The 20779-nt window shown below is 64.8% G+C and carries 25 protein-coding genes and 1 tRNA gene; 9 read left to right on the plus strand and 17 right to left on the minus strand.

Annotated features, from left to right (window positions below):
- Nucleotides 1-957: a sugar-binding transcriptional regulator gene (locus RFM41_RS20640; protein WP_320250207.1), complete on the minus strand. Its 957-nt coding sequence runs from the start codon at nt 955-957 to the stop codon at nt 1-3.
- Nucleotides 958-1167: 210 nt separating this feature from the next.
- Between RFM41_RS20640 and RFM41_RS20645 the strand changes: the two genes are divergently transcribed.
- On the plus strand, nt 1168-1800 hold the full coding sequence (locus RFM41_RS20645; protein WP_320250205.1) for an HAD family hydrolase: 633 nt from the start codon (nt 1168-1170) through the stop codon (nt 1798-1800).
- A 244-nt stretch (nt 1801-2044) separates the two neighbouring features.
- Here the strand turns inward: RFM41_RS20645 and RFM41_RS20650 are convergent, their stop codons facing one another.
- The 8 genes from RFM41_RS20650 to ureC all read right to left on the minus strand — a co-directional run bounded on the left by RFM41_RS20650 (nt 2045) and on the right by ureC (nt 8376).
- Nucleotides 2045-2890, minus strand: a complete 846-nt coding sequence (locus RFM41_RS20650) for a class II aldolase and adducin N-terminal domain-containing protein (RefSeq protein ID WP_320250203.1) — start codon at nt 2888-2890, stop codon at nt 2045-2047.
- An 82-nt stretch (nt 2891-2972) separates the two neighbouring features.
- Nucleotides 2973-3605: an urease accessory protein UreG gene (gene ureG, locus RFM41_RS20655; RefSeq protein ID WP_320250201.1), complete on the minus strand. Its 633-nt coding sequence runs from the start codon at nt 3603-3605 to the stop codon at nt 2973-2975.
- On the minus strand, nt 3602-4042 hold the full coding sequence (locus tag RFM41_RS20660) for a DUF3995 domain-containing protein (RefSeq protein ID WP_320250199.1): 441 nt from the start codon (nt 4040-4042) through the stop codon (nt 3602-3604). The genes ureG and RFM41_RS20660 overlap by 4 nt, the downstream gene beginning before the upstream one ends.
- Complete coding sequence (locus RFM41_RS20665) at nt 4039-4749, minus strand: urease accessory protein UreF (RefSeq protein ID WP_320250592.1); 711 nt, start codon at nt 4747-4749, stop codon at nt 4039-4041. The genes RFM41_RS20660 and RFM41_RS20665 overlap by 4 nt, the downstream gene beginning before the upstream one ends.
- Nucleotides 4703-5317: an urease accessory protein UreE gene (gene ureE / locus RFM41_RS20670; protein WP_320250198.1), complete on the minus strand. Its 615-nt coding sequence runs from the start codon at nt 5315-5317 to the stop codon at nt 4703-4705. The genes RFM41_RS20665 and ureE overlap by 47 nt, the downstream gene beginning before the upstream one ends.
- Complete coding sequence (locus RFM41_RS20675; protein ID WP_320250196.1) at nt 5314-5919, minus strand: glutathione S-transferase family protein; 606 nt, start codon at nt 5917-5919, stop codon at nt 5314-5316. The genes ureE and RFM41_RS20675 overlap by 4 nt, the downstream gene beginning before the upstream one ends.
- A 57-nt stretch (nt 5920-5976) precedes the next feature.
- Nucleotides 5977-6570, minus strand: a complete 594-nt coding sequence (locus tag RFM41_RS20680; protein WP_320250194.1) for a hypothetical protein — start codon at nt 6568-6570, stop codon at nt 5977-5979.
- Between the two features lie 93 nt (nt 6571-6663).
- Nucleotides 6664-8376 carry an urease subunit alpha gene (gene ureC, locus RFM41_RS20685; RefSeq protein WP_320250192.1) on the minus strand — a complete coding sequence of 571 codons (1713 nt, stop codon included), beginning with the start codon at nt 8374-8376 and terminating at the stop codon, nt 6664-6666.
- A gap of 167 nt (nt 8377-8543) precedes the next feature.
- On the opposite strand from ureC, the gene RFM41_RS20690 reads away from it, so the two are divergent.
- Both RFM41_RS20690 and RFM41_RS20695 read left to right on the plus strand, forming a co-directional pair.
- Nucleotides 8544-8921: a hypothetical protein gene (locus RFM41_RS20690; protein WP_320250191.1), complete on the plus strand. Its 378-nt coding sequence runs from the start codon at nt 8544-8546 to the stop codon at nt 8919-8921.
- Nucleotides 8922-9080: 159 nt separating this feature from the next.
- The gene (locus tag RFM41_RS20695) at nt 9081-9569 is read left to right on the plus strand and encodes a hypothetical protein (RefSeq protein ID WP_320250190.1); all 489 of its coding nucleotides are present in this window, start codon (nt 9081-9083) and stop codon (nt 9567-9569) included.
- 35 nt (nt 9570-9604) lie between these two features.
- Here RFM41_RS20695 and RFM41_RS20700 read toward each other — a convergent pair whose 3' ends face one another.
- From RFM41_RS20700 to RFM41_RS20715, 4 genes are read right to left on the minus strand one after another with little or no spacing between them, the layout of a single operon-like run.
- Complete coding sequence (locus RFM41_RS20700; protein ID WP_320250188.1) at nt 9605-9910, minus strand: urease subunit beta; 306 nt, start codon at nt 9908-9910, stop codon at nt 9605-9607.
- A 23-nt stretch (nt 9911-9933) separates the two neighbouring features.
- Complete coding sequence (locus RFM41_RS20705; protein ID WP_320250186.1) at nt 9934-10188, minus strand: DUF1272 domain-containing protein; 255 nt, start codon at nt 10186-10188, stop codon at nt 9934-9936.
- 12 nt (nt 10189-10200) lie between these two features.
- Entirely contained in the window at nt 10201-10503 is a 303-nt protein-coding gene (locus RFM41_RS20710; RefSeq protein ID WP_041003069.1) for an urease subunit gamma, read from the minus strand.
- A 21-nt stretch (nt 10504-10524) separates the two neighbouring features.
- Complete coding sequence (locus RFM41_RS20715) at nt 10525-11352, minus strand: urease accessory protein UreD (protein ID WP_320250590.1); 828 nt, start codon at nt 11350-11352, stop codon at nt 10525-10527.
- A gap of 256 nt (nt 11353-11608) precedes the next feature.
- On the opposite strand from RFM41_RS20715, the gene RFM41_RS20720 reads away from it, so the two are divergent.
- The 3 genes from RFM41_RS20720 (at nt 11609) to RFM41_RS20730 (ending at nt 13915) form a co-directional block, all read left to right on the plus strand.
- On the plus strand, nt 11609-11863 hold the full coding sequence (locus tag RFM41_RS20720; protein WP_041003067.1) for an acyl carrier protein: 255 nt from the start codon (nt 11609-11611) through the stop codon (nt 11861-11863).
- 4 nt (nt 11864-11867) lie between these two features.
- Nucleotides 11868-13076, plus strand: a complete 1209-nt coding sequence (locus RFM41_RS20725) for a beta-ketoacyl-[acyl-carrier-protein] synthase family protein (RefSeq protein ID WP_320250177.1) — start codon at nt 11868-11870, stop codon at nt 13074-13076.
- A gap of 134 nt (nt 13077-13210) precedes the next feature.
- Entirely contained in the window at nt 13211-13915 is a 705-nt protein-coding gene (locus RFM41_RS20730) for a glutathione S-transferase family protein (RefSeq protein WP_320250175.1), read from the plus strand.
- Between the two features lie 10 nt (nt 13916-13925).
- On the opposite strand, the gene RFM41_RS20735 is transcribed toward RFM41_RS20730, so the two are convergent.
- The 3 genes from RFM41_RS20735 to RFM41_RS20745 form a co-directional block, all read right to left on the minus strand.
- On the minus strand, nt 13926-14255 hold the full coding sequence (locus RFM41_RS20735) for a hypothetical protein (protein WP_320250173.1): 330 nt from the start codon (nt 14253-14255) through the stop codon (nt 13926-13928).
- A gap of 188 nt (nt 14256-14443) precedes the next feature.
- The gene (locus RFM41_RS20740) at nt 14444-15055 is read right to left on the minus strand and encodes a nucleoside triphosphate hydrolase (protein ID WP_320250172.1); all 612 of its coding nucleotides are present in this window, start codon (nt 15053-15055) and stop codon (nt 14444-14446) included.
- A gap of 207 nt (nt 15056-15262) precedes the next feature.
- The gene (locus tag RFM41_RS20745) at nt 15263-16369 is read right to left on the minus strand and encodes a hypothetical protein (RefSeq protein WP_320250170.1); all 1107 of its coding nucleotides are present in this window, start codon (nt 16367-16369) and stop codon (nt 15263-15265) included.
- Between the two features lie 462 nt (nt 16370-16831).
- On the opposite strand from RFM41_RS20745, the gene RFM41_RS20750 reads away from it, so the two are divergent.
- Entirely contained in the window at nt 16832-17890 is a 1059-nt protein-coding gene (locus RFM41_RS20750) for a D-alanyl-D-alanine carboxypeptidase family protein (protein ID WP_430691545.1), read from the plus strand.
- Nucleotides 17891-18340: 450 nt separating this feature from the next.
- Here the strand turns inward: RFM41_RS20750 and RFM41_RS20755 are convergent, their stop codons facing one another.
- Complete coding sequence (locus tag RFM41_RS20755) at nt 18341-18790, minus strand: universal stress protein (protein WP_320250168.1); 450 nt, start codon at nt 18788-18790, stop codon at nt 18341-18343.
- Between the two features lie 457 nt (nt 18791-19247).
- On the opposite strand from RFM41_RS20755, the gene RFM41_RS20760 reads away from it, so the two are divergent.
- Both RFM41_RS20760 and RFM41_RS20765 read left to right on the plus strand, forming a co-directional pair.
- On the plus strand, nt 19248-20186 hold the full coding sequence (locus RFM41_RS20760) for a DUF1003 domain-containing protein (protein ID WP_320250167.1): 939 nt from the start codon (nt 19248-19250) through the stop codon (nt 20184-20186).
- A 233-nt stretch (nt 20187-20419) separates the two neighbouring features.
- Nucleotides 20420-20496: transfer RNA gene (locus tag RFM41_RS20765), tRNA-Arg, on the plus strand.
- Nucleotides 20497-20779: the final 283 nt, after the last annotated feature.

A 20779-nucleotide genomic window follows, 5' to 3' on the forward strand; every position in this document is an offset into this window, starting at 1 on the left:
TCAGCCGGCAAGCAGGGCTTCGGCCGTCCGTTCGTCGGTGATGAGGCCGTTGACCAGCCGGCGATTGACGGCGGCGAGGATGCCCGGCAGCTTGCGCTCGCCCATGGCCAAGGCGATGACCAGGGACTTTTCCCGCGACGGTAACGCGGCGGAGGACACACGGTCGTTGGTGATGCCCTCGATCATGCGGCCTTCGCGGTCGAAGACCCAGCCGACGATCTCGGCGATGCCGCCCGCCTTCTGCAGCGCCTTCAGCTCGCTTTCGGAGATGAAGCCATCCTCGTAGAGCGGCGCCTTGGGTCCGAGGTCGCCGATGCCGACGAAGGTGACATCGGCTTCCGCGGCCAATGCCAGGGTCGGCTGGATCATAGGCTGCTTGAGCAGCATCTCGCGCTCTGCCGGCGAGGAAGCGATGACCGGCAGCGGCATCGGGAAGGACCGCGCCTTGACGCGGTCGGCCATGGTGAAGATGACGTTGTAGAAGGCGGCCGAGCCGTCGGGCGAGATGTTGCCGGTCAAGGACACGACCTTGTGCTGTGGACAGTCCATCGGCGGCAGCTGCTCGATCGCCGACTTCAGCGTGCGCCCGGTGCCGATCGCCATGACGATGGGGGCTTCCGAGCGCAGCCGGCGTTCGATCTCGGCCGCGGCCGCCTCGGCAATGCCGATCGTCGTCGAGCTCGAGGTCGGGTCGCTCGGCACGACCTCGACAAGGTCGAGCGCGAAGCGTGACTTCAGGCGGGCGGCAAGGTCCAGGCAATTGGCGATGGGATGATCGACCCGCACCTTGATGAGGCCCTCCGACATGGCGAGCGATACCAGCCGTTGCGCCGTCTGTCTGGAGATGCCGAGCTTCGCGGCGATCTGGTCCTGCGTGTTGCCGGCAACATAATAGAGCCAGCCGGCGCGCGCGGCGTCGTCCAACCTGGTGCTGCCGGTTTCCTGTCGCGAATTCACGTCCTGCCTCCCCCGCCCGCAAGAATGCTGAAGCGGGCACTATAGCTTACAGCGAATATCGCGGCGCGCAATTGCTTATCGAAAGAGCAATTGCTTGAGTGTCTCAGAGGCTGGCAAAGGCTCAATTCGTCGCGTTTGCGACCATTTACCGGCGGGACGGTTTATCTCCGCCGGGAAACCCATTAAGGGGATCGGCGAAGGGAGCCGCGCATGACGCCGAAGGCCGTTTTCTGGGACATGGACGGAACGCTGGTCGACAGCGAGCCGCTGCACGAGGCGGCACTGGCGGCGGCCCTGCGCAGCGTCGGCATCGCCCCGCCGCACGACCTGCATGAGCGCGTGCTGGGTATCGCCGCATGGCCGGTCTATGAGATGCTGCGCGACGAGTTCGGCCTCGCCCTGCCCTTCGACGACTGGATCGTGCGCAAATACGATCACTATCTGCCGCTGGCCGAAACGCTGAAGCCACGCCCCGGCGCGATCGAGGTGTTCAACGAGTTGCGGGCGCTGGGCGTCGAGCAGGCGGTGGTGTCCAATTCCGACCGGCTGATCGTCGATGCCAATCTGCGCGCCGTCGGCCTCATCTATCCGGGCATGATGACGGTCAGCCGCAACGACGTGATCGACGGCAAGCCGCTGCCCGAACCCTTCCTGCGCGCCGCTTATCTGGCCGGCGTCGATCCGGCGGATGCTTTTGCCGTCGACGACAGCCTGACTGGCGCCATGGCCGGACTGGCGGCGGGCATGAAGACGATCTTCTGGCCGGAAGCGCCGATGGAAGGTCCGGCCGGAGCCATCGCGATCAACAGCGCCGAAGAGCTGCGGGCGCAATTGGGGCTTTAAGCCCAGCGTCGGCGCTGCCCCTCGTCCGCCCTTCAGCTTGGCGCATGCATTGTCTAATGTAGCGCTGGTCGCCCCCCACTCCGTCTCGGCTTCGCCGAGCCACCTCTCCCCCGATCGACGGGTAGAGGAAGGCGCCAAGCTTTTTTGCCGTCGACACTCGTCCAGCAACGCTCCCTTCCTTTCCCTCCGGAGGGGGGAAGGTGGCGCTGCGAAGCAGCGACGGATTGGGGGAACCACGTGGCAATCAAGCTTCGGCCCGACCAGTCGCGCCAGTCACACAAGATGTGTGCATGACGTAGCTGGGGGAGAAGGAAAAGCCGAGATCAATTCCGGTAGACGGCTCTTCCTCGTCGAGGATCGCCTTCAGCTCGGCCAGATGGCGCTCGGCCTGGCCGGGGTAATCGTCCATCTCGCGCGCGGTCTTCTCGGCGATCTCGTCGGAGAGCGTGCGCAGCGGGCGGCCGGTCCACAACGCCTTGATGTAGGTCTCGGCGGCGCGCTCGAAATAGAACATGCGGTTGAAGGTGTCGGCGACGCTGTCACCGATGACCATGACGCCATGATTGCCCATGACCATCACCTTGACCTTGGGGTCGGTGAGAAGCTGCGAGCAGCGCTCACCCTCCTCCTCGAAGGCCAGCCCGCCATAATTGGCGTCGACGACATGGCGGTTGAAGAACATCGCCGAGTTCTGGTCGACCGGCGGCAGCGTCGAATCGGCGAGCGAGGCGAGCACGGTGGCGTGGATCGAATGGACATGCATGGCGCAGCGCGCATGCGGGACGTTGCGATGGATGGCGCCATGCAGGCCCCAGGCGGTCGGGTCGGGGGCGTTGGGACCGGACAGCGTCTCGGGATCGTTGGCGTCGATCAGAAGCAGGTCGCTCGCCTTGATGCGCGAGAAATGCACCTGGTTCGGGTTCATCAGGAATTTCGTGCCGTCCTCGTTGACCGACAGCGAGAAGTGGTTGGCCACCGCCTCGTGCATGTTGAGCCGGGCCGTCCAGCGGAAGGCGGCGGCGAGATCGACCCGCTCTTCGTAATAGGGCAGGTTGCTCAGCGGTTCCTTGTGCAGGCGGGCAAGGCTCATCGAAAATCCTCCGCTTGGGTTTGTCTTCCGAGAATGCCGTGCATGGCGGCCGCCAGCAACCGATAACTGGTGGCTCAGCGGATCAAGCCGCCGGGCGCGCCGACTGCAGCCCGCCCTGCTCGACGATGAAGTCGATCACTTCCTGCAAACCCTTGCCGCGCGACAGGTCGGTAAAGCCGAAGGGCCGTTTGCCGCGCATGCGGGCGGCGTCGGACTCCATTACATCGAGGTTGACGTTCACATAGGGCGCCAGATCGCTCTTGTTGATGACCAGGAAGTCCGAGCGGGTGATGGCCGGGCCGCCCTTCCTCGGGATCTCCTCGCCCTGGCAGACCGAGATGACATAGAGGGTCAGATCGGCAAGGTCGGGCGAGAAGGTGGCGGCGAGATTGTCGCCGCCGGATTCGATGAAGATGATGTCGAGGTCCGGGAACTTTTTGTTCAACTCGGCAATGGCGCGCAGATTGATCGAGGCGTCCTCGCGAATGGCGGTGTGCGGGCAGCCGCCGGTCTCGACGCCGACGATGCGCTCTTCAGGCAATGCTTGTAGCCGCGCGAGCATCATCGCATCCTCCTTGGTGTAGATGTCGTTGGTGACGACGGCGATGGAGAAGTCGTCGCGCAGCGCCTTGCAGAGCTTTTCGGTGAGCGTCGTCTTGCCGGAGCCGACAGGCCCGCCAATGCCGATGCGAAGGGGACCGGTTTTCGATGTCATGCCGGAAACTCCGTGATGGCAAGGATGGCGAAGCCTAGCCCGATCAGCAGGCAGAGCGGCGAATAAAGACGCTGGTCGAGCCGTGCGAAAGGTTGTTCGGGCGCAAGCCTGCGCCACCAGGACGTAAAGCCGGCGATGCCGCGCCCGAGGAAGACGAGACCGATCATCAGTGCCGTGGCGGCCAGGCCTTCTCTCGGAAAGGGCGTCGCAAAGACGCCTGCGAGCGCCAGCGGCCAGAGCGTCGCCAGCGTTAGGCAGGCGGCGACGGCGAAGCTCGCGACGGTCGAGGGCATCTCGTCGACGCCGCGGAAACCGACCACGGCGCGGGCGCAGGATGCCTGGTCCGTGCCCGGCCAGATGCCGCCTATGCCCCAATAGACATGCAGCGTGGTGATCAGGAGCAGGACGAAGGAGAGGATGACGGCAAGCACTATCATGAGCGAAACAGCCTGGAGTATTGCGTCTCATGCCGCATCGCCATGATGTCGGACATGAAGGCCGCGCCGCCGAGATCGTCCAGGCTGGAAGCCGCGGCGCGCGATGCGGCCGCCAGCGCCAGCGATTCGAAACCGGCTAATAACGCGACGGCATCGACCTGGCCGACGACGCCGAGCCGGATCGCCGCCTGCACGAGATTGGAGAAGAAAGCCTGCAGGAAGGCGGACAGCGCTTCCGCAAGGCCGATGCCGTTGCCACCGGCAACGGCCCCGACGGCAACGCAATAAGGGCAATCAGCCGGCAAGCGCTGCAGCACCGGCGACGGCCAGGCGCGGGCCGCCTGAAGAAAGGCCGTGCCCTGCAGCATGGTTTCCAGATGACGCTCCCGCGATCCGGCGAGCGCCTCGGCCAGCACGGCGACCTCATTGAGATCGCCGCCGTCACGCGCGCGGCGCCAGCTTTCGGCGAAGAGCACAGCGTCGTTCCAGCCCGAACCGATCTCGACCAACGTCTGCAGCCAATTGGCCAGATCCTCGCGATCGGCGATCAGTCCGTCGTGCACAGCGCGTTCCAAGCCATGGCTGTAGGAGAAGCCGCCGACCGGAAAGGACGGCGACAGCCATGCCATCAGCCGCAGCAACGCGACGCTGGAGAGCTGCTCAGTCATGGTGATGGTGGTGGCCATGGCCGTGGTGGTCGTGATCATGATGATCGTGACCGTGGTCATGATCATGATGGTCATGCGAGTGGCCGTCATCATGGTCATGGTGGTCATGATCGTGGTGATCGTGCGAATGGTCGTGGCCATGGCCGGAATAGGCGCCGCGCACCGGGCTGAACGGCTGCGACACCTCGCTCACCGTGGCGCCGAGGCCTTCGAGCATCGCCTTGATGACATGATCGCGCAGGATGAGGATGCGGTCCGCCTCGATCGCCGCCGCGAGGTGGCGGTTGCCGATGTGCCAGGCGAGTTCGGTCAGATGCACTGCGTCGCGGGCGCGGATGTCGTAGACCTCCTCGGGTGCCGCGACGATCTCGATCTGGCGGCCGTCTTCCAGTACCAGCCGGTCGCCATTGTTGAGCGCCACCGGCTCGGGCAGGTCGACCAGCACTTTGTCGCCACCCGCCGTCTCGATGGCGCGGCGGCGCAGATGCCGCTCGTCATGCGGCAGCACGGCCTTGTCGTAGGGCGTGGTCGAAGCCGGGTCGCCGGCGGCAAGCACCGAGACGGCGCGTGGAAACTTGGTGAAATCGGTGGTGATGTTGAGCTTCATTTCATGGCTCCGCCATTGGCTTGCGCCCTAGCACGGGCAGGGCGCTGAAGGACACGATCGAAATAGGCATTTACCCGGTCGGATTCGACCGGGAACCGGCCGGCGCGCGCCCAACCACCCATGTCGCCGAGCAGGACATCGACCGCGGAGAACCGGTCGCCCAAAGCAAAGGGCTTGTCGCCAAGCCGCCGGTCCAGCGCCTTTATTTCGGATGCGAAATCATAGGCCGCGGCCGGGCCGACATCGACCCGAACATCCTTGGGCAGCAGGAAACGATGGCGCAGCTTGTTCCACAGCGGCGCTTCCAGTTCGCTCTGGGCGAAATGCATCCAGGAATCCATCTCGGCGCGGCCGGCGAGACCGGGATTGGCGCCCATGCCCCTATCGGCATGCTTGTCCGCCAGATAGACGCAGATCGCCGCTGAGTCGGTCACCTCGAGGTCGCCATCGATCAGGATCGGCACCTTGCCGGAAGGATTGAGCGCGTAAGCCTCCGGCGAGCGCAGCTTGACCTCGACGAACTCGTAGGGTTGCCCGAGCTCCTCGAGCATCCAGAGCACCCGGCTGACCCGGGATCCGCGCGATCCGACGGCCTTGTACATGGTTGAACCTTGCTTTTCCGAAACCCTAGACCATACGGAACATCAGCCCAATGGCGCTCAGACGATGGTGTCGAAGAGCCGCAGGATAAAGGATATCTGATAGATCAGCGCGGCCGCCACGAAGGCGATGTGGAAGCGGCGGTCGCGTACCATGACCGCAACGATACAGAGCGCCACGAAGACCGGCGTGCGGATCAGATATTCGTTGCCGAAGCGGGCGAAATGCTCCGGACCCTTGAGCAGCGTGTCGATGATATCGAGCAGATAGGTCGCCCCAAGCAGCCCGAAGAACCAGGCGCGGCGCGAATAAAAATAATCCTCGTAGCTGGTGTAATCGAGCATCGAATCTGGAAACAGCAGCGCGCAGAGCAGGAACAGCGTGATGGCGTAGAAGATGATGAAGAGGTATTTGCCGAAGGTCCAGTTCTCGATGGCGTAGAGACCGAACTCCCACCACCAGAAATGCACCATCATCAACAACACGGAACCGACCCAGGCGAGATGCACCGCATAGAGCCGGTATTGGCCGGGATGCTGGACGATGCGGGCGGTTCCCGAAAGCAATCGGGTGACGCCGAGGCCTACCACCATGCCCATGACGATGCGGATATGCGGGAAGATGTCGTGCGGGGAGGCGATTTCGGTGGCCATGCGTGATCACAATGCGGCTGCTGCTTTGCCGCATATTGCGGTCTGCGCACGCTAGCCGCAACGTTATTTGCCCATTCACCGAGCAGCCGCCTGTCAAAACAGGAAATATCTCTGCGCCATCGGCAGCACGGTCGCCGGCTCGCAGGTCAACAACTCGCCATCGGCGCGCACCTCGTAGGTCTCGGGATCGACCTCGATATGCGGCGTGGCGTCGTTGAGCACCATGGAATGCTTGCCGATGCCGCCGCGCGTGTTCTCGACCGCGATCATCGCCTTTTCGACGCCCAGCCGGTCCTGCAGGCCGGCATCAAAGGCGGCCTTCGAGACGAAGGTCACGGAGGAATTGGTCAGCGCCTTGCCATAGGCGCCGAACATCGGCCGGTAGTGCATCGGTTGCGGGGTCGGGATCGAGGCGTTCGGATCGCCCATCGGGGCTGCCGCGATCGTGCCGCCGACCAGCACCATCTCCGGCTTGACGCCGAAGAAGGCGGGATTCCACAGGACAAGATCGGCGCGCTTGCCGACCGTGATCGAGCCGATCTCCTTTGACAGGCCGTGCGCGATGGCCGGGTTGATCGTGTATTTGGCGATGTAGCGGCGGACGCGGACATTGTCGTTGTCACCGGCCTCGCCCGGCAGCGCGCCGCGCTGGCGTTTCATCTTGTCGGCGGTCTGCCAGCAGCGGATCGCCACCTCGCCCACCCGGCCCATGGCCTGGCTGTCGGAGGAGATGATCGAGAAGGCGCCGATGTCATGCAGGATGTCCTCGGCGGCGATCGTCTCCTTGCGGATGCGGCTTTCGGCGAATGCGATGTCCTCGGGGATCGACGGAGACAGATGATGGCAGACCATCAGCATATCGAGATGCTCGGCCAGCGTGTTGACGGTGTAGGGCCTGGTTGGATTGGTCGAGGACGGGATGACGTTGGGCAGGCCGCAGACCTTGATGATGTCGGGCGCATGGCCGCCGCCGGCGCCCTCGGTGTGGAAGGCATGGATGGTTCGGCCTTTGATGGCCGCCACGGTGTTCTCGACGAAGCCGGATTCGTTCAGCGTGTCGGTGTGGATCATCACCTGCACGTCGTAGGCGTCGGCGACCGACAGGCAGCAATCGATGGCGGCGGGCGTCGTGCCCCAGTCCTCGTGCAGCTTCAACGAGCAGGCGCCGGCCAAAACCATCTCTTCAAGCGCCGCCGGCTTCGAGGCATTGCCTTTGCCCGAGAGGCCGATATTCATCGGGAAGGCGTCGAAGGACTGGATCATGCGCGCCATGTGCCATGGTCCCGGCGTGCAGGTGGTGGCCAAGGTGCCATGCGCGGGGCCCGTGCCGCCGCCGAGCATGGTGGTGATGCCGCTCATCAGCGCCTCCTCGATCTGCTGCGGGCAGATGAAGTGGATATGCGCGTCGAAGCCGCCGGCCGTCAGGATCTTGCCTTCGCCGGCGATGATCTCAGTGCCCGGACCGATGATGATGGTGACGCCGGCCTGCGTGTCCGGATTGCCGGCCTTGCCGATCGCGGCGATGCGGCCGTCCTTCAAGCCGATATCGGCCTTGACGATGCCGGCGAGCGCATCGACGACCAGCGCATTGGTGATGACGGTGTCGACCGCACCCTGGGCCCGCGTGACCTGGCTCTGGCCCATGCCGTCGCGGATGACCTTGCCGCCGCCGAATTTCACTTCCTCGCCATAGACGGTGAAGTCCTTCTCGACCTCGATGAAGAGCTCGGTGTCGGCGAGCCGCACCTTGTCGCCGACCGTCGGTCCATACATCTGCGCATAGGCGGCGCGGCTTATCCTGGCCATCGGCAATCGCTCCCGAAATTCCAATTGTTTGCTCGCGGGGCACACATTGTCGCCATCCAATGGTCACGCAATGACCCGCCCGGCGACACTTTGAGCGCCCATTTGGGCGTTCCCATCGGGCCGTTCAGGCGGGCGGAATCACTCCCAAGCCGATGGAAGGAATATCCATGCGCAACGCGATAGTTCTCGCCGCGACCGCTACGCTGATGATGGCAGGGGCCGCGAGCGCCCAGCAGCAGTCGACGCCACAGCCCAACCCGGCGCCGACCGCCCCCGCCGCGCCGAAGGCCCAGCCCGCGGCACCGACGATCCAGAGCGTCAACGTCGTCGACATCACCGAACTGCCCAAGGACACGCAGACGCAGGTCAACCAGATCGTGGCGCAGCGCGGCGATGCCGGCCTGCAGACCTTGCGCAAGTCGATCGACGCCACGCCCAAGGTGAAATCCGCGCTCGAAGCCAAGGGCATGACCTCGGCGCAGGTGATTGCCGCCAGCATGCAACCCAACGGCGCGCTGACGCTGATCACCAAGAAGGCAAGCTGATTGCACGCCCAGGCGGGCCGCCTTTCGGTCCGCCAACCATATTTTGAAGGGAATGCGGACCGCCTTGCGGTCCGCCGCCCGGCTTTTCAAGGGAACCACCGGCCAGATACGACCGTTTCGCTGTTTTCGCCCCGCCACGAGTTCAGTCAGGAGCGAACGATGGCGAATGCTCAGCATTCTGCAAAAAAATGGAGTTCCGTGGTTGCCGCCGCGCTTTTCATGGCCGCTCCCCAGGCGGCGCTCGCGGCGCAGCCGTTGAACAACGGCAGGCCTGCCGCGGCGATCGTCGATTCCGATGTCCGGCAGGAAGAGGCGCTCTCCAGGACGGAGGCCGGAAAGGTCATCACGGCCATCGACCGCACCCGCGACAACATCGGCACGGTGCGCAAAACCACCAAGCTCGACACGGTCGACATCGTGTTCCTGACCGATGCCGCGCGCAGCGAAGGCGGGCCGCCGCCCGTCATCGAGAACAAGGTGAAGCAGCATAAGGACGACGTCGCCGAGCTGCGCCAGGAGATCGAGGCGAATGCCTTGCTCTTCAACGCGATCGATTCGCGACGCGTGCTGGCCGAGGACGTGCTTGCGGTGGAATTCGACAATCCGGGCAGGATCGTGATCTACGCCGCGGCCAAGCCACCGAAGTGATGGCCGCCGAAGTGATGTGAGCGCGCTGGCGGACGTCACAGCTTGCCCATCACCTTCTGCTGGAAACCGTAGACCTCGCGCCTACCGCCCAGCGGAACCAGCGTGACGTCACGCTCCTGTCCCGGCTCGAAGCGCATGGCCGTGCCGGCGGCGATATCGAGCCGCATGCCGCGCGCGCGCTCGCGGTCGAATTTCAGGCCCTCATTGGTCTCGAAGAAGTGATAGTGGCTGCCGACCTGGATCGGCCGGTCGCCGCTGTTTGCGACCTTGAGCGTCACGGTCGGCAAGCCCTTGTTCAGCTCGATTTCGCCTTTGGCCGTGATGACTTCGCCGGGGATCATCTTCTGCCCTTTCCAATGACTGGTTAAGCAGCCTTGCGCGGACCGCAGCCTTCGGCCTTGAGCACGCGCCTAGTCGACGGCGGATATTTCGTCAGCTTGGCCGCCGGCCGGATCGGCCGCGGCGCGAAATTGCCGCCGCAGTTCGGGCAAACGCCGCTCAGCACAGTGTCCACGCAGTCGGCGCAGAAGGTGCATTCGAAGGTGCAGATCAAGGCATCGGTCGCCTCCGGCGGCAGATCCTTGTCGCAGCATTCGCAATTGGGCCTGAGCTCCAGCATCGGTCTTCCTCCTCACCGGATCGGTTCGTGCACGGTCACCAGCTTGGTGCCGTCGGGAAACGTCGCCTCGACCTGGACGTCGTGGATCATCTCGGCGATGCCGTCCATGACCTGGGCGCGGGTGACGACATGGGCGCCCGCCTCCATTAGTTCCGCGACCGGGCGGCCGTCGCGCGCGCCTTCGACGACGAAGTCGGTGATCAAGGCGATGGCTTCGGGATGGTTGAGCTTCACGCCACGCTCCAGGCGCTTGCGCGCCACCATCGCCGCCATGGCGATGAGCAGCTTGTCTTTTTCACGCGGCGTCAAGTTCATGCAACGTCCCGGTATTTCAGATCAGAGTGACCACAATTTGGGCAGGCCCGCCCGTCCATTGAGCAGTTCGACGAGCGGAACCAGCCGCTTGCGGAGCTGGTAGCCGTCGCCGGCACAGAGCCTCGCAAGAAGCTTGCCAGATCGGCCGACGGTCCAGAAACTGGCGCCGCCCCAGCCGCCGACGGCGGGATCGCCAATGATGGCGCGGGCTGGCTCCAGCAGGGCTTCCGCGTGGGGCGAAACGAGCAGCAGCGTGGCGATGGCCAGCGCGCCGCCGGTTGCCGCGCGCCGCTGGAGCGTTGCCGCGATGTCCGGGCCGAGCCGTAAATCCTCCGCATGGACCAGCGCGCCACCCTGGCGGACCCGCCAGCGGTCATGGAAACTGCCTTGAACCGTCCGCTCGCCCATCGCCAGCCGGCCGAACAGCGTGGCTTCGAGCACCAATGCCTCGGCATCGTCGCCAAGCTCGACATCGAGCGTGCGGGCAAACGCGGCGCGGTCGAAAACAATGGTTTCCTGCGGCAGCCAGGCGATGCGCCCGCCCGGACCGACCCGCAGGCCGACACTTGTCTCGGCCCTGTCGGCGGCGGCGCGATAGACCTTCTCGCAGGCCTGGGTGGTGATGGAGGCAGAGGCGCCGGCGCCGACCTCGATCGTCCAGCCGAGGCGGTCGCCGCCGGTCATTCCGCCAGCCATGTTGATAAGCACCGCCTCCAGCGGATCGCCTTCTACCGCCGGCAGGCGGATCTTGGCCGACCCGTCCTGATAGAGCCGCCGCAGGCGCGTCCGGCCATCGCTCTTGCCGCAGAAAAGCCTGGCTCGCCCGGCAGCACGTTGCGCGGCAGGCAAAGGAGCGGCCGCCAGAGGCAAGGCGGGCCGGGAAGTCAGGGCGTTCTCGATCGTGTCCACGATCCCAGGTTAAGCACTCCGGAGGCTTTGTCGATATATCGCTTGTTGCTTGACATCGTTTTGGTTTCTATAGAGGGAAGCCACCCTGGAGCGGTCGCGCGATGTCTGGCGGGTAGGGCAACGGCGTTGTTGGATCCGGGGATCAAAAAAAGGGCGCTGATCAGTTGGCGTCGGGAAACGACAGGGAAGGAACCGAATGGCTGACCAACTGACGACCGAGATCATCGAAAAGATCAAAGCGCATGCCGACACCGGCGGCGAGGAAATCACCGCCAGCACCGATCTCGGAACGCTCGGCATCCATTCGCTGGAGTTGACCGAGATCATCTTCGATCTCGAGGAAAAGTACGGTATCGAGATCGAGATGAACACGGTCGATGCCTGGAGCAATCTCAAGAACGTCGGCGACATGGTCGAGGCGGTTCGCGAACTGATCGCGAAAAAAGCCTGACTGCATGCAAAAACGCGTCGTCATCACCGGCATTGGCGGGATTTGCGGGCTCGGCAACGATGCGCCAGCGATCTGGGACGCCATGCGAGCCGGCCGTTCGGCCATCGGCCCCATCGACAACCCGTCGCTGCATGACCTCAAGGTCAAGACCGGCTGCGAGATCAAGGAATTGCCGGACCATGGCATCGACCGCAAGCAGGTCGTGTCGATGGACCGCTTCAGCCTGCTGGCGGTGATCGCCGCGCGCGAAGCCATGCGGCAGTCCGGATTGACGGCGCATGCCGACAACACCTACCGGATGGGCGCAATCGTCGGCATCGGCGTCGCGGGCTTTGAGACCATCGAGGAGAATTATCGCGCGATCCTGCTCGAAGGGCGCAACCGAGCCGCCATCTTCACCGTGCCGAAGGTGATGCCGGGCGCGGCCGCCGGCCAGGTCAGCATGGCGCTGGGGCTGCGTGGCCCTGTTTTCGGCGCCACTTCGGCTTGCTCGTCCGCCAACCATGCGATTTCCTCGGCCGTCGACCAGATCAGGCTCGGCCGCGCCGACGTGATGGTCGCCGGCGGCACCGAAGCGCCGCTGGTGTGGGGCGTGCTGAAGGGATGGGAGGCGCTGAGGGTGCTTTCACCCGACACCTGCCGGCCGTTCTCGGCCGACCGCGCCGGCCTTGTGCTCGGCGAAGGCGCCGGCATGGCGGTGCTCGAAAGCTACGATCACGCGATGGCGCGCGGCGCCACCATCTTGGCCGAGATCGCAGGCGTCGGGCTTTCGGCCGATGCGTCCGACATCGTCGCGCCGACCGTCGAGGGACCGGAAGCGGCCATGCGTTTTTGCCTGGCGGATGCCGGGCTCAATCCGGAAGATGTCGACTATCTCAATGCGCACGGCACCGGCACCAAGGCCAACGACCAGATCGAGACCGCGGCGATCAAGCGTGTCTTCGGCGACCATGCCCGTTCGCTTTCGGTGTCGTCGACCAAGTCGATGCATGCGCATTGCCTCGGCGCTTCGGGCGGGCTGGAGATGATCGCCTGCGTGAAGGCGATCAGCGACGGCATCGTGCCGCCTACCGCCAACTATCGCGAGCCGGACCCGGAATGCGACCTCGACGTGACGCCCAACACGGCGCGCGAGCGCAAGGTGCGCGCGGCGCTCAGCAACAGTTTCGCCTTCGGCGGAACCAATGCGGTGCTGGCCTTCAAAGCGATCTGACCGCAGCCCCACGGTTGACTGTGTGTGCACGGCAAGCCGCTTGCCGGTGTATTGATCCAGGCCGGCCGTCGACCTAATTCTTCCCTCACCCGCCACAAGCGCCGACCGGCGCCGATGCCTATCCGGAGTTTGCGATGACCGACCTGTCCGCCTTTCCGATCACCAAGCGCTGGCCGGCCAAACAGCCCGACCGCCTGCAGCTCTATTCCGCCACGACGCCCAATGGCGTGAAGGTCTCGATCGCCCTGGAGGAAATCGGCCTTCCCTACGAGCCGCATTATGTCGATATCGGCAAGAATGAGAGCTGGACGCCGGAATTCCTGTCGCTCAACCCGAACGGCAAGATCCCGGCGGTCATCGACCCGGACGGTCCGGGCGGCAAGCCGATCGGCCTGTTCGAATCCGGCGCCATCCTGCTCTATCTGGCCGACAAGACCGGCAAGCTCGTTCCCGCCGATCCGGCGCGGCGCTACGAGACGATCCAGTGGGTGTTCTTCCAGATGGCGGCGATCGGCCCGATCTTCGGGCAGGTGGGCTTCTTCCACAAATTCGCCGGGCGCGAGATCGCCGACAAGCGGCCGCTGGAGCGTTACCGCGACGAGTCGCGGCGGCTGATCGGCGTGCTCGAAACGCGCCTCAAGGGCCGCAAGTGGATCATGGACGACGACTACACGATCGCCGATGTCTCGATGCTGGGCTGGGTGCGCAATTTGATCGGCTTCTACGAGGCGCGCGACCTGGTCGGCTTCGACGATTTCCCAACCGTCGCCGACTGGCTGGAGCGTGGCCTGGCACGACCGGCGGTGAAGCGGGGGCTCGCCATTCCGGCGAAGGGCTGAAAGCGAATGCCTATTTCGTCTTGGCTTTGGGGCCGCCCCGGCTGAATACGGAGGCGGCAAGCCGCGCGGTGGCCACGACCGCTCCGGTCGCGACGCTTGCCACGGTGCGAATCGGGCCTGACTTCTTCGCCGCCGGCCAAGTTGCCGGCTTGTGGGGCTTCGCGCTCTTGGCCGCGACCTTGTGGGCAGCGCCGGGCGTTACTCTCTTCGGCGCCGCCTTGCCGAAAGCCGGCTTGGCGTCTTTCGTTGTCGCCGGGCCGGCGCCAGGCTTGGCTTGCGCCGTTCTGGATTGGTTGGCCCTGGCTTTTTTGGGCGCGGTTTTTCTGCTGTTGGTTGCCATCTGACGGCTCCTGCCATTTCCTTCGCGATTCCGGACGGAAGGCGGTGCGCGCCTTCCTGGAATTGCTCCGGCGCCGGACAATTCGGGATGGGGTCATAACGGCGTGAAAACCTTAAGGTTCCCGCCCAAAAATATTGAAAATTGAGCAGGTTAACCAATCAGCAGAGTCATTGGCCAATGACCCGTCATTAACCAATGACCATGTCGGCCGGCCGGCGCCGCGCCAGCACCCGCTCGATATTGGGCATATCGTTGGAGGCGATCCAGGCGCGGGCATCCTCGTCGGACTTGCCATGTTCGCGCCAGCGCTCCATCAGCCGGCGCTCGAGCTCGTTGCGAGGTACATCGACGAAGATGGTGAAATCGAACAAGGGCGCCAGCCGCGACCACGGCTCCTCGTCGAGAAGCAGGTAGTTGCCCTCGACCAGGATGAACTTGGTGCCGGCGCCGACGATCTCGGCTGCCGCGCGCGACAGCTCGATGCTGCGATCGAAGACAGGGATGGCGATATCGGGCTCGCCGGAGCGGATGCGCTTCAACAGCGTCTCGAAGCCGGCGAAATCGAAGGTTTCCGGCGCGCCCTTGCGGGGGCGCAAGCCACGGCGGTTGAGAATGATGTCGTCATAATGGAAGCCGTCCATCGGCACGACCTCCGATGTGCCTTCCGGCAGCAGCTCATGCAGCCTGCCCGATATGGTTGATTTGCCGGCGCCGGGCGGGCCGGCAATGGCGACGACGAAGCGCCTGGCCTTGCCGGCGCGCTTGAAGATGGCGGCAGTGACATGGGCTAAATCAGACATCGGCGGCTTTCCGGCTGCGGTTCAGCCGGCATCTTGGCGAGTGTGGATGGAAATTTCAAACCCGGTTTCTTGATGCCGAGGTTTCGACCGCTTTCCCGCCTTCGAGGTTAGCCGAGACACCCATCCCATCGTCATCCACGGGCGGAGCAAGGAGCGGAGCGACGCGCGCAGACCCGAGGATCCATGCAAACGCTCTTCGCTTAAACCTTAAGCCGGAACCGAGCGGCCGATGCGGAGGAACCCGCCGTCGAAAGACAGCTCGCGAGCCGCGCCGCCGGCGGTGACGACGCGCAGGCGATCCGGCGCCGATTCCACACTGCTCGGCGGCTCCCCACCAGCCAAGGGGGCCGCACCGATAACATGACGGAACGACACCGACCGCCCCTCGGCCAGCGCGAAGGCCGTCGCCACGCCTTCATGCTTCAGCCAGTTGTCGCCGAGCGAAGCGGCGTGGCCGATCGCGGTGCGGCCGTCCTCGATGCCGAGCACGCCGATATGGCGGCCGCTCCAGGGCGCGTAGTCGCGGCCGCCATTCGAGAACCACAGCATGGTGATCGGCAGCTCGGCAGGATTCTTCAGCACCAGCACTAGGTCCTGCTCGGCGCGCCGCGCGATCGCCGTCCAGCCCGGGCCGCCATGATCCGCCTCGACCAGGGTGATGAAATCCTCGCGCCTGTCCTCGGCGCGATAGTCGGTAAGGTCGGTTGCGCCGCCGGCGGCGAGCGGGAACCGCGTGAGGTCGCTGGCGCGGGCCGGATAGGCCAGCATGAAGCGGCCGCGCGCCGGGTCGGGCTCGAGCGGCGTGGCAGGCGTGACCGCCACGCGTTTCGGCGAGAAGGCCAGCCGGCCGCCGCCCTGCATGACCGTCATCGGATGATGCGCGACGGAGATCGCCCCGGAGCCACCGGAAAAGACGTGTTCCTGATAAAGGAAGGGGTGGCCGTCGCGGAGCGTGAAGACCTTGTCGATGGTGGCGCCCATCACCTTGCGGCGCAGCCGGAAGACGGCGCGCCAACCGCCGGCAATGGCGCCGTTTTCCACGACGTCCCACGCGCTGTTGGCCGACCAGCCATGCAGAGGCGCGGCCTCGACGTCGCTGGCGGAGAAGGGCGCGCAGAGGAAATCGCCGGAGAGGCGCACGGTGCCTTCCGGGAGATTTTCCGGCAGGCTCTCGCGCGGCGAGCCGACCCAGGGGGCGCGATGCAGCGGTTTCAGGACACGGCCGTCGGCCTCGACCTCCATGCCGGCGATGTGTCCGACGGCAAGATCGAGCGAAACCGAGATGCCCTTTGCGCCGATCGTCACCGTGTCCATGAATGCCTCCCGCGAATCTTTTGCCGGGCGGCAGCAAAACCCGTCGAGTGCCGGGGATGCAAGCGTTATGGCAAGCAATTTGCATCAGGGGGCGCCTGCCCGCTTGGTGGAGAGTAATCGGATATGGCGCTCCCCCACTCCGTCTCGGCTTCGCCGAGCCACCTCTCCCCCCACATTCGTGGAGGGAGAGGAAATGCCAACCGCCAAGATCGCGGCCTTTAAAAGCTTGGATTTCCTCTCCCCCATGAACATGGGGGAGAGGTGGCCGCGCAGCGGCCGGAGTGGGGGGCTGGCACTGCCATATGCGATTGCCCTGCCCTCGCGGAGGAGATTGGCAGCTTCGGCGACGGCTCAACCCTCCGAAACCTGGGCAAATGCCTTGCTATGCGCGTTAACCAGTTGGACGCGGCGGATGGGTTACGTTAGCTTCGCCACGTCTCAGCAACAGTTTTAGAAACGTCTTTGCCCCGTCCCTTTCCCTTCCTCCAGAAACTCATCGCCATATTGGCATTGCTCGTGCTGGTCGCCGGCTGCACGACGGCCGCGACGACGGAAAGCGTGCTGGCCGTGCCGGCGCAGCCGCAGAAATATGCGGCGATCGTGGTCGACGCCTCGAGCGGCAAGACCTTGTTCGAGGTGAATTCGAGGTCGCAGCGCTATCCGGCATCGCTGACCAAGATGATGACGCTCTACATGCTGTTCGAGGCGCTGGAGAGCGGCCGCGTGACCAAGGAAACGCGGATCCCGGTTTCCGACCACGCCGCCTCGCAGCCGCCGACGAAACTGCGCTTCCGACGCGGCGAGACGATCGACGTCGATTCCGCCATCCGCGCCATGGTGGTGAAGTCGGCGAACGACGTGGCCGTGGCGGTGGGCGAATATCTGGGCGGAGGCTCGGAGGAGCAGTTCGCCGCCATGATGACCGCCAAGGCACACTCGCTCGGCATGACCGGCACCAGTTTCCACAATGCCTGCGGCCTGCCCGACGACGCCCAGGTGACCACGGCGCGCGACATGGCGGTGCTTGGCATGGCGCTGGAGCACCGCTTCCCGCAGCATTTCCACTATTTCTCCGAAAGCGACTTCATGTTCCGCGGCCGGCTGGTGCGCGGCCATAACGACATGCTGGGACGGGTGCACGGCGTCGACGGCATCAAGACCGGGTACATCCGCGCCTCCGGCTACAACATCGTGACCTCCTACAATGCCGACGGCAGGCACCTGATCGTGGTGGTGATGGGCGCCGACTCGGCGCGCCAGCGCAACGACCATGTCGAGGCGCTGATCCAGCGCAGCCTCGGGCCGACGATCGCCGATGCCGGCCAGCCCAGGCTGATGTATTCCGGGGAGCAGGCCGCGGCCGCGCCGCTTCCCGGCCTGCCGCCATCGGACTCGGCTTTGCCGGGACTGCCGCCACCGGGTTCCGTGGCACCTGCGACGCCGCTGCCGGGTTCGCCGGCGTCCGATCTGCCGTCGGCGGATTTGGCGTCGCCCACTTCGCCGCTGCTGCCGACGCAGTAGGGCGGCGCGCGGCGAACGGAGAAAGTCTGAGGCGTCGGCGGGACAGGGCCCCCCTCTGGCCTGCCGGCCATCTCCCCCACAAGGGGGGAGATCAGATGTCACGCCGGCTTTTCGCCAATCTCGAACGCTGCAGGAATGAGCGCGGCGCCGAAGCCGCCAATCTCCCCCCTTGTGGGGGAGATGTCCGGCAGGACAGAGGGGGGCGCGAAGGATCGCTACCTATCTCGTCCTCTCGCTGGCGCCAGGGTCTGTCGAGATTCAGGTCAGGCCGCGCCGAGAATGATGGTTTCCGAGAACCGGCCTACGCCGGCCATAGCCTTCATAGAGCGGATACGCATGTGAGTGCTTCGGCCGGCGTAGGCCGGAGCGGAGCGTACTTGAAGTACGTGAGCACCGGAAGCGCAGGAAACCATCGTTCACAGGCCGGCCTCACCTGAATATCGGCGGACCCTATCTAACCACCAGCACCGGGATTGTCGTCAGCGACACCACCTCCGCCGTCTGGCTGCCGAGCACCAGGCGGCCGATGCCGCGGCGGCCGTGCGAGGCCATGACGATCAGGTCGCTGCCCTCCGCGCCGGCGACCTCGAGGATCGCCTCGGCGGGGGTGCGGTTCTCGATATGCAGGGTCTTCGCGCTGACACCCTTCGCATCGGCCTCGGCCTTGCATTTGGCGAGCAGCTCGCTTGCATATTTGCGCGCGCTTTCCTCGTAATTGACCATCACGTCGGCGGCGACATAGCCGGCCATCGCGCCACCCCAGGCGAGCGCCGGGATCAGCTCCGAGACGGTGACGAAGGCAACGGCGGCGCCGAGGCCCTTGGCCAGCTCCAGGCCGTGGGCGACGCCCTTCTGGGCGAGTTCCGAACCATCGGTGGCGATCAGGATATTCTTGTACATGGTGGCGATCCCTCTTTTTGCGGGGCGCTGCGCCCCAGATGGCGAAGCCTGAACGATCAGGCCTGATCTCGATATAGTCAGCATATCAGACTAACCACAGGGGCGGGCGTGATGTGGATCAAGGCCAGGCGGCGGAGACGATTGCTCCAGGATCGAGCGTGAAATCGCCGGCGGCGCTCCCCCTCACCCAGCCTCCGCTTCGCTCGGCTGACCTCTCCCCAGCGGGGAGAGGAGATTGTCAGCGCCGGCGCTTCCTCTTCTCCCGGCGGGGAGAAGGTGGCCGCGTAGCGGCCGGATGAGGGGGCGAGCGCCGTCCTACGCGATTGCGGGCCGGGCAAGCCCGCCCCTACTCCCCATCACAAGAACTTGTTCAGTCACACCACTTTCACACAGACCATGGATATGCCGCGCCGGCTTGGCGTATCGTATCGCAAAGCCTCGAACAGGAGCACCGACCATGGCAGGCGACCCGAAGGCATCCGCGCAAATCCAGGCCGACAACGAGAACGACATCGCCGGCGAGTATCTCGAGGCGGAAACCGTGCCGGAGGATGCGCAAGCCGCCGACGAAATCCTCGAAGCGCCGGAAGTGCCGGATTCCGAGCCGCACTCGGAACCGCATGTTCCCGGCACGACCAGGGTCAAGCCGAAGAAGAAACCTTCGGCGATCAGTGGCCGCAAATTCCGCAAGCGCGACCTGGTGCGTGTCGATGATCTGAGACCCAGCCTCGCCGACCGCATCCGCTCCGACCATCCCGACCTGCCGCGCGGCGCCCGCATCAGCCGCGAGGAGCTCGGCCGCTACCGCATGCGCTACATGGAGGAGTTGCTGCAGCAGGAGCATGGCGAATTCTCCGAGCTCGACCGCCAGGTGGTGGAATCGATCGCCAGGCAGGACACGATCTCGGAGAACTCGGAAGAGGAGTTCGAGGAGCACCGTTCCTTCGCCGACCGCGTTTCCGACAACATGGCCGAGTTCGGCGGCAGCTGGTGGTTCCTGATTTCCTTCGCGGCGGTGCTTTTGATCTGGATCGGCCTCAATCTCATCCAGGGCGAATCCAAGGCCTTCGACCCCTACCCGTTCATCCTGCTCAACCTTCTCCTATCCTGCATCGCCGCCATCCAGGCGCCGGTGATCATGATGAGCCAGAAGCGCCAGGAAGCCAAAGACCGGCTGCGCTCCTTCAACGACTACCGGGTGAACCTCAAGGCCGAGCTCGAAGTGCGGCACCTGCACGAAAAGCTCGACTACCTGATCTCGCGCCAATGGCAGCGCCTGGCCGAAATGCAGCAGATGCAGCTGGATGCCATGCACGAGCTGGCAAGCGCGAAGAAGCAGAAGCACACGGCACGGGCGGTGCGGAGGAAGACGGCGAAGGCGCAGACGGAGGGGTGAGGCCGGGAGCTTGGGTTCCTCGCCCCACGAAGTGGGGACGAAGTGGGGAGAGGTGGCTCGGCGAAGCCGAGACGGAGAGGGGAGCGCCGCCTCCGATAGCCTATCGGTTAGACAATCAAACCATCAGGCCGCCGCACAATCGCCAATTGCCCGTTGAAGCCCGCGGCGGCTTCCGCTAAGAAGCCGTGGCTAGCCGGCTCACCGGCTGGTTCGTTTTCCGGTTTCCCTGGGAAGCACCCGTAGCTCAGCTGGATAGAGCGCTGCCCTCCGAAGGCAGAGGTCACAAGTTCGAATCTTGTCGGGTGCGCCAAACATTCCTTTAATAGCGGACCTTAGATAGCGGATGCCTATTTGACATCCTCGCCTGCATCGCCCCTGATATGCTGGCCCTGGCGTAAGCAGGCATTTGGATTCGCGGTTTGTGCAAGCACAAAAACCACTCGGAATCGGGCCCTAAACGCTGGGCTTAGCCTGCCTGGCTAGGTTGTGTGCGTCAAGTTCAGCAAAAAGGGGCGGCCCTGTTGCTGGTCATGCGGCTTGGCGTAGGGCGAGCTTCTTGTGCTCGCGCAGGTCGTCCATGTTGATGTAGCGAT

The sequence above is a fragment of the Mesorhizobium vachelliae genome, assembly GCF_033977325.1.
GTDB lineage: Bacteria > Pseudomonadota > Alphaproteobacteria > Rhizobiales > Rhizobiaceae > Mesorhizobium > Mesorhizobium vachelliae.

What these genes read in the sequence shown, in the direction of transcription:
- RFM41_RS20730 (WP_320250175.1), top strand. Translation starts at nt 13,211, where the DNA reads ATGACCGACCTGTCCGCCTTTCCGATCACCAAGCGCTGGCCGGCCAAA.
- RFM41_RS20665 (WP_320250592.1), bottom strand. Translation starts at nt 4,749, where the DNA reads ATGATCACGACCACCACGGCCATGGCCACCACCATCACCATGACTGAG.
- RFM41_RS20760 (WP_320250167.1), top strand. Translation starts at nt 19,248, where the DNA reads ATGGCAGGCGACCCGAAGGCATCCGCGCAAATCCAGGCCGACAACGAG.
- RFM41_RS20740 (WP_320250172.1), bottom strand. Translation starts at nt 15,055, where the DNA reads ATGTCTGATTTAGCCCATGTCACTGCCGCCATCTTCAAGCGCGCCGGC.
- RFM41_RS20645 (WP_320250205.1), top strand. Translation starts at nt 1,168, where the DNA reads ATGACGCCGAAGGCCGTTTTCTGGGACATGGACGGAACGCTGGTCGAC.
- RFM41_RS20705 (WP_320250186.1), bottom strand. Translation starts at nt 10,188, where the DNA reads ATGCTGGAGCTCAGGCCCAATTGCGAATGCTGCGACAAGGATCTGCCG.
- RFM41_RS20735 (WP_320250173.1), bottom strand. Translation starts at nt 14,255, where the DNA reads ATGGCAACCAACAGCAGAAAAACCGCGCCCAAAAAAGCCAGGGCCAAC.
- ureG (WP_320250201.1), bottom strand. Translation starts at nt 3,605, where the DNA reads ATGACATCGAAAACCGGTCCCCTTCGCATCGGCATTGGCGGGCCTGTC.
- ureC (WP_320250192.1), bottom strand. Translation starts at nt 8,376, where the DNA reads ATGGCCAGGATAAGCCGCGCCGCCTATGCGCAGATGTATGGACCGACG.
- RFM41_RS20675 (WP_320250196.1), bottom strand. Translation starts at nt 5,919, where the DNA reads ATGTACAAGGCCGTCGGATCGCGCGGATCCCGGGTCAGCCGGGTGCTC.
- RFM41_RS20710 (WP_041003069.1), bottom strand. Translation starts at nt 10,503, where the DNA reads ATGAACTTGACGCCGCGTGAAAAAGACAAGCTGCTCATCGCCATGGCG.
- RFM41_RS20690 (WP_320250191.1), top strand. Translation starts at nt 8,544, where the DNA reads ATGCGCAACGCGATAGTTCTCGCCGCGACCGCTACGCTGATGATGGCA.
- RFM41_RS20695 (WP_320250190.1), top strand. Translation starts at nt 9,081, where the DNA reads ATGGCGAATGCTCAGCATTCTGCAAAAAAATGGAGTTCCGTGGTTGCC.
- RFM41_RS20680 (WP_320250194.1), bottom strand. Translation starts at nt 6,570, where the DNA reads ATGGCCACCGAAATCGCCTCCCCGCACGACATCTTCCCGCATATCCGC.
- RFM41_RS20720 (WP_041003067.1), top strand. Translation starts at nt 11,609, where the DNA reads ATGGCTGACCAACTGACGACCGAGATCATCGAAAAGATCAAAGCGCAT.
- RFM41_RS20700 (WP_320250188.1), bottom strand. Translation starts at nt 9,910, where the DNA reads ATGATCCCCGGCGAAGTCATCACGGCCAAAGGCGAAATCGAGCTGAAC.
- RFM41_RS20745 (WP_320250170.1), bottom strand. Translation starts at nt 16,369, where the DNA reads ATGGACACGGTGACGATCGGCGCAAAGGGCATCTCGGTTTCGCTCGAT.
- RFM41_RS20725 (WP_320250177.1), top strand. Translation starts at nt 11,868, where the DNA reads ATGCAAAAACGCGTCGTCATCACCGGCATTGGCGGGATTTGCGGGCTC.
- RFM41_RS20660 (WP_320250199.1), bottom strand. Translation starts at nt 4,042, where the DNA reads ATGATAGTGCTTGCCGTCATCCTCTCCTTCGTCCTGCTCCTGATCACC.
- ureE (WP_320250198.1), bottom strand. Translation starts at nt 5,317, where the DNA reads ATGAAGCTCAACATCACCACCGATTTCACCAAGTTTCCACGCGCCGTC.
- RFM41_RS20650 (WP_320250203.1), bottom strand. Translation starts at nt 2,890, where the DNA reads ATGAGCCTTGCCCGCCTGCACAAGGAACCGCTGAGCAACCTGCCCTAT.
- RFM41_RS20755 (WP_320250168.1), bottom strand. Translation starts at nt 18,790, where the DNA reads ATGTACAAGAATATCCTGATCGCCACCGATGGTTCGGAACTCGCCCAG.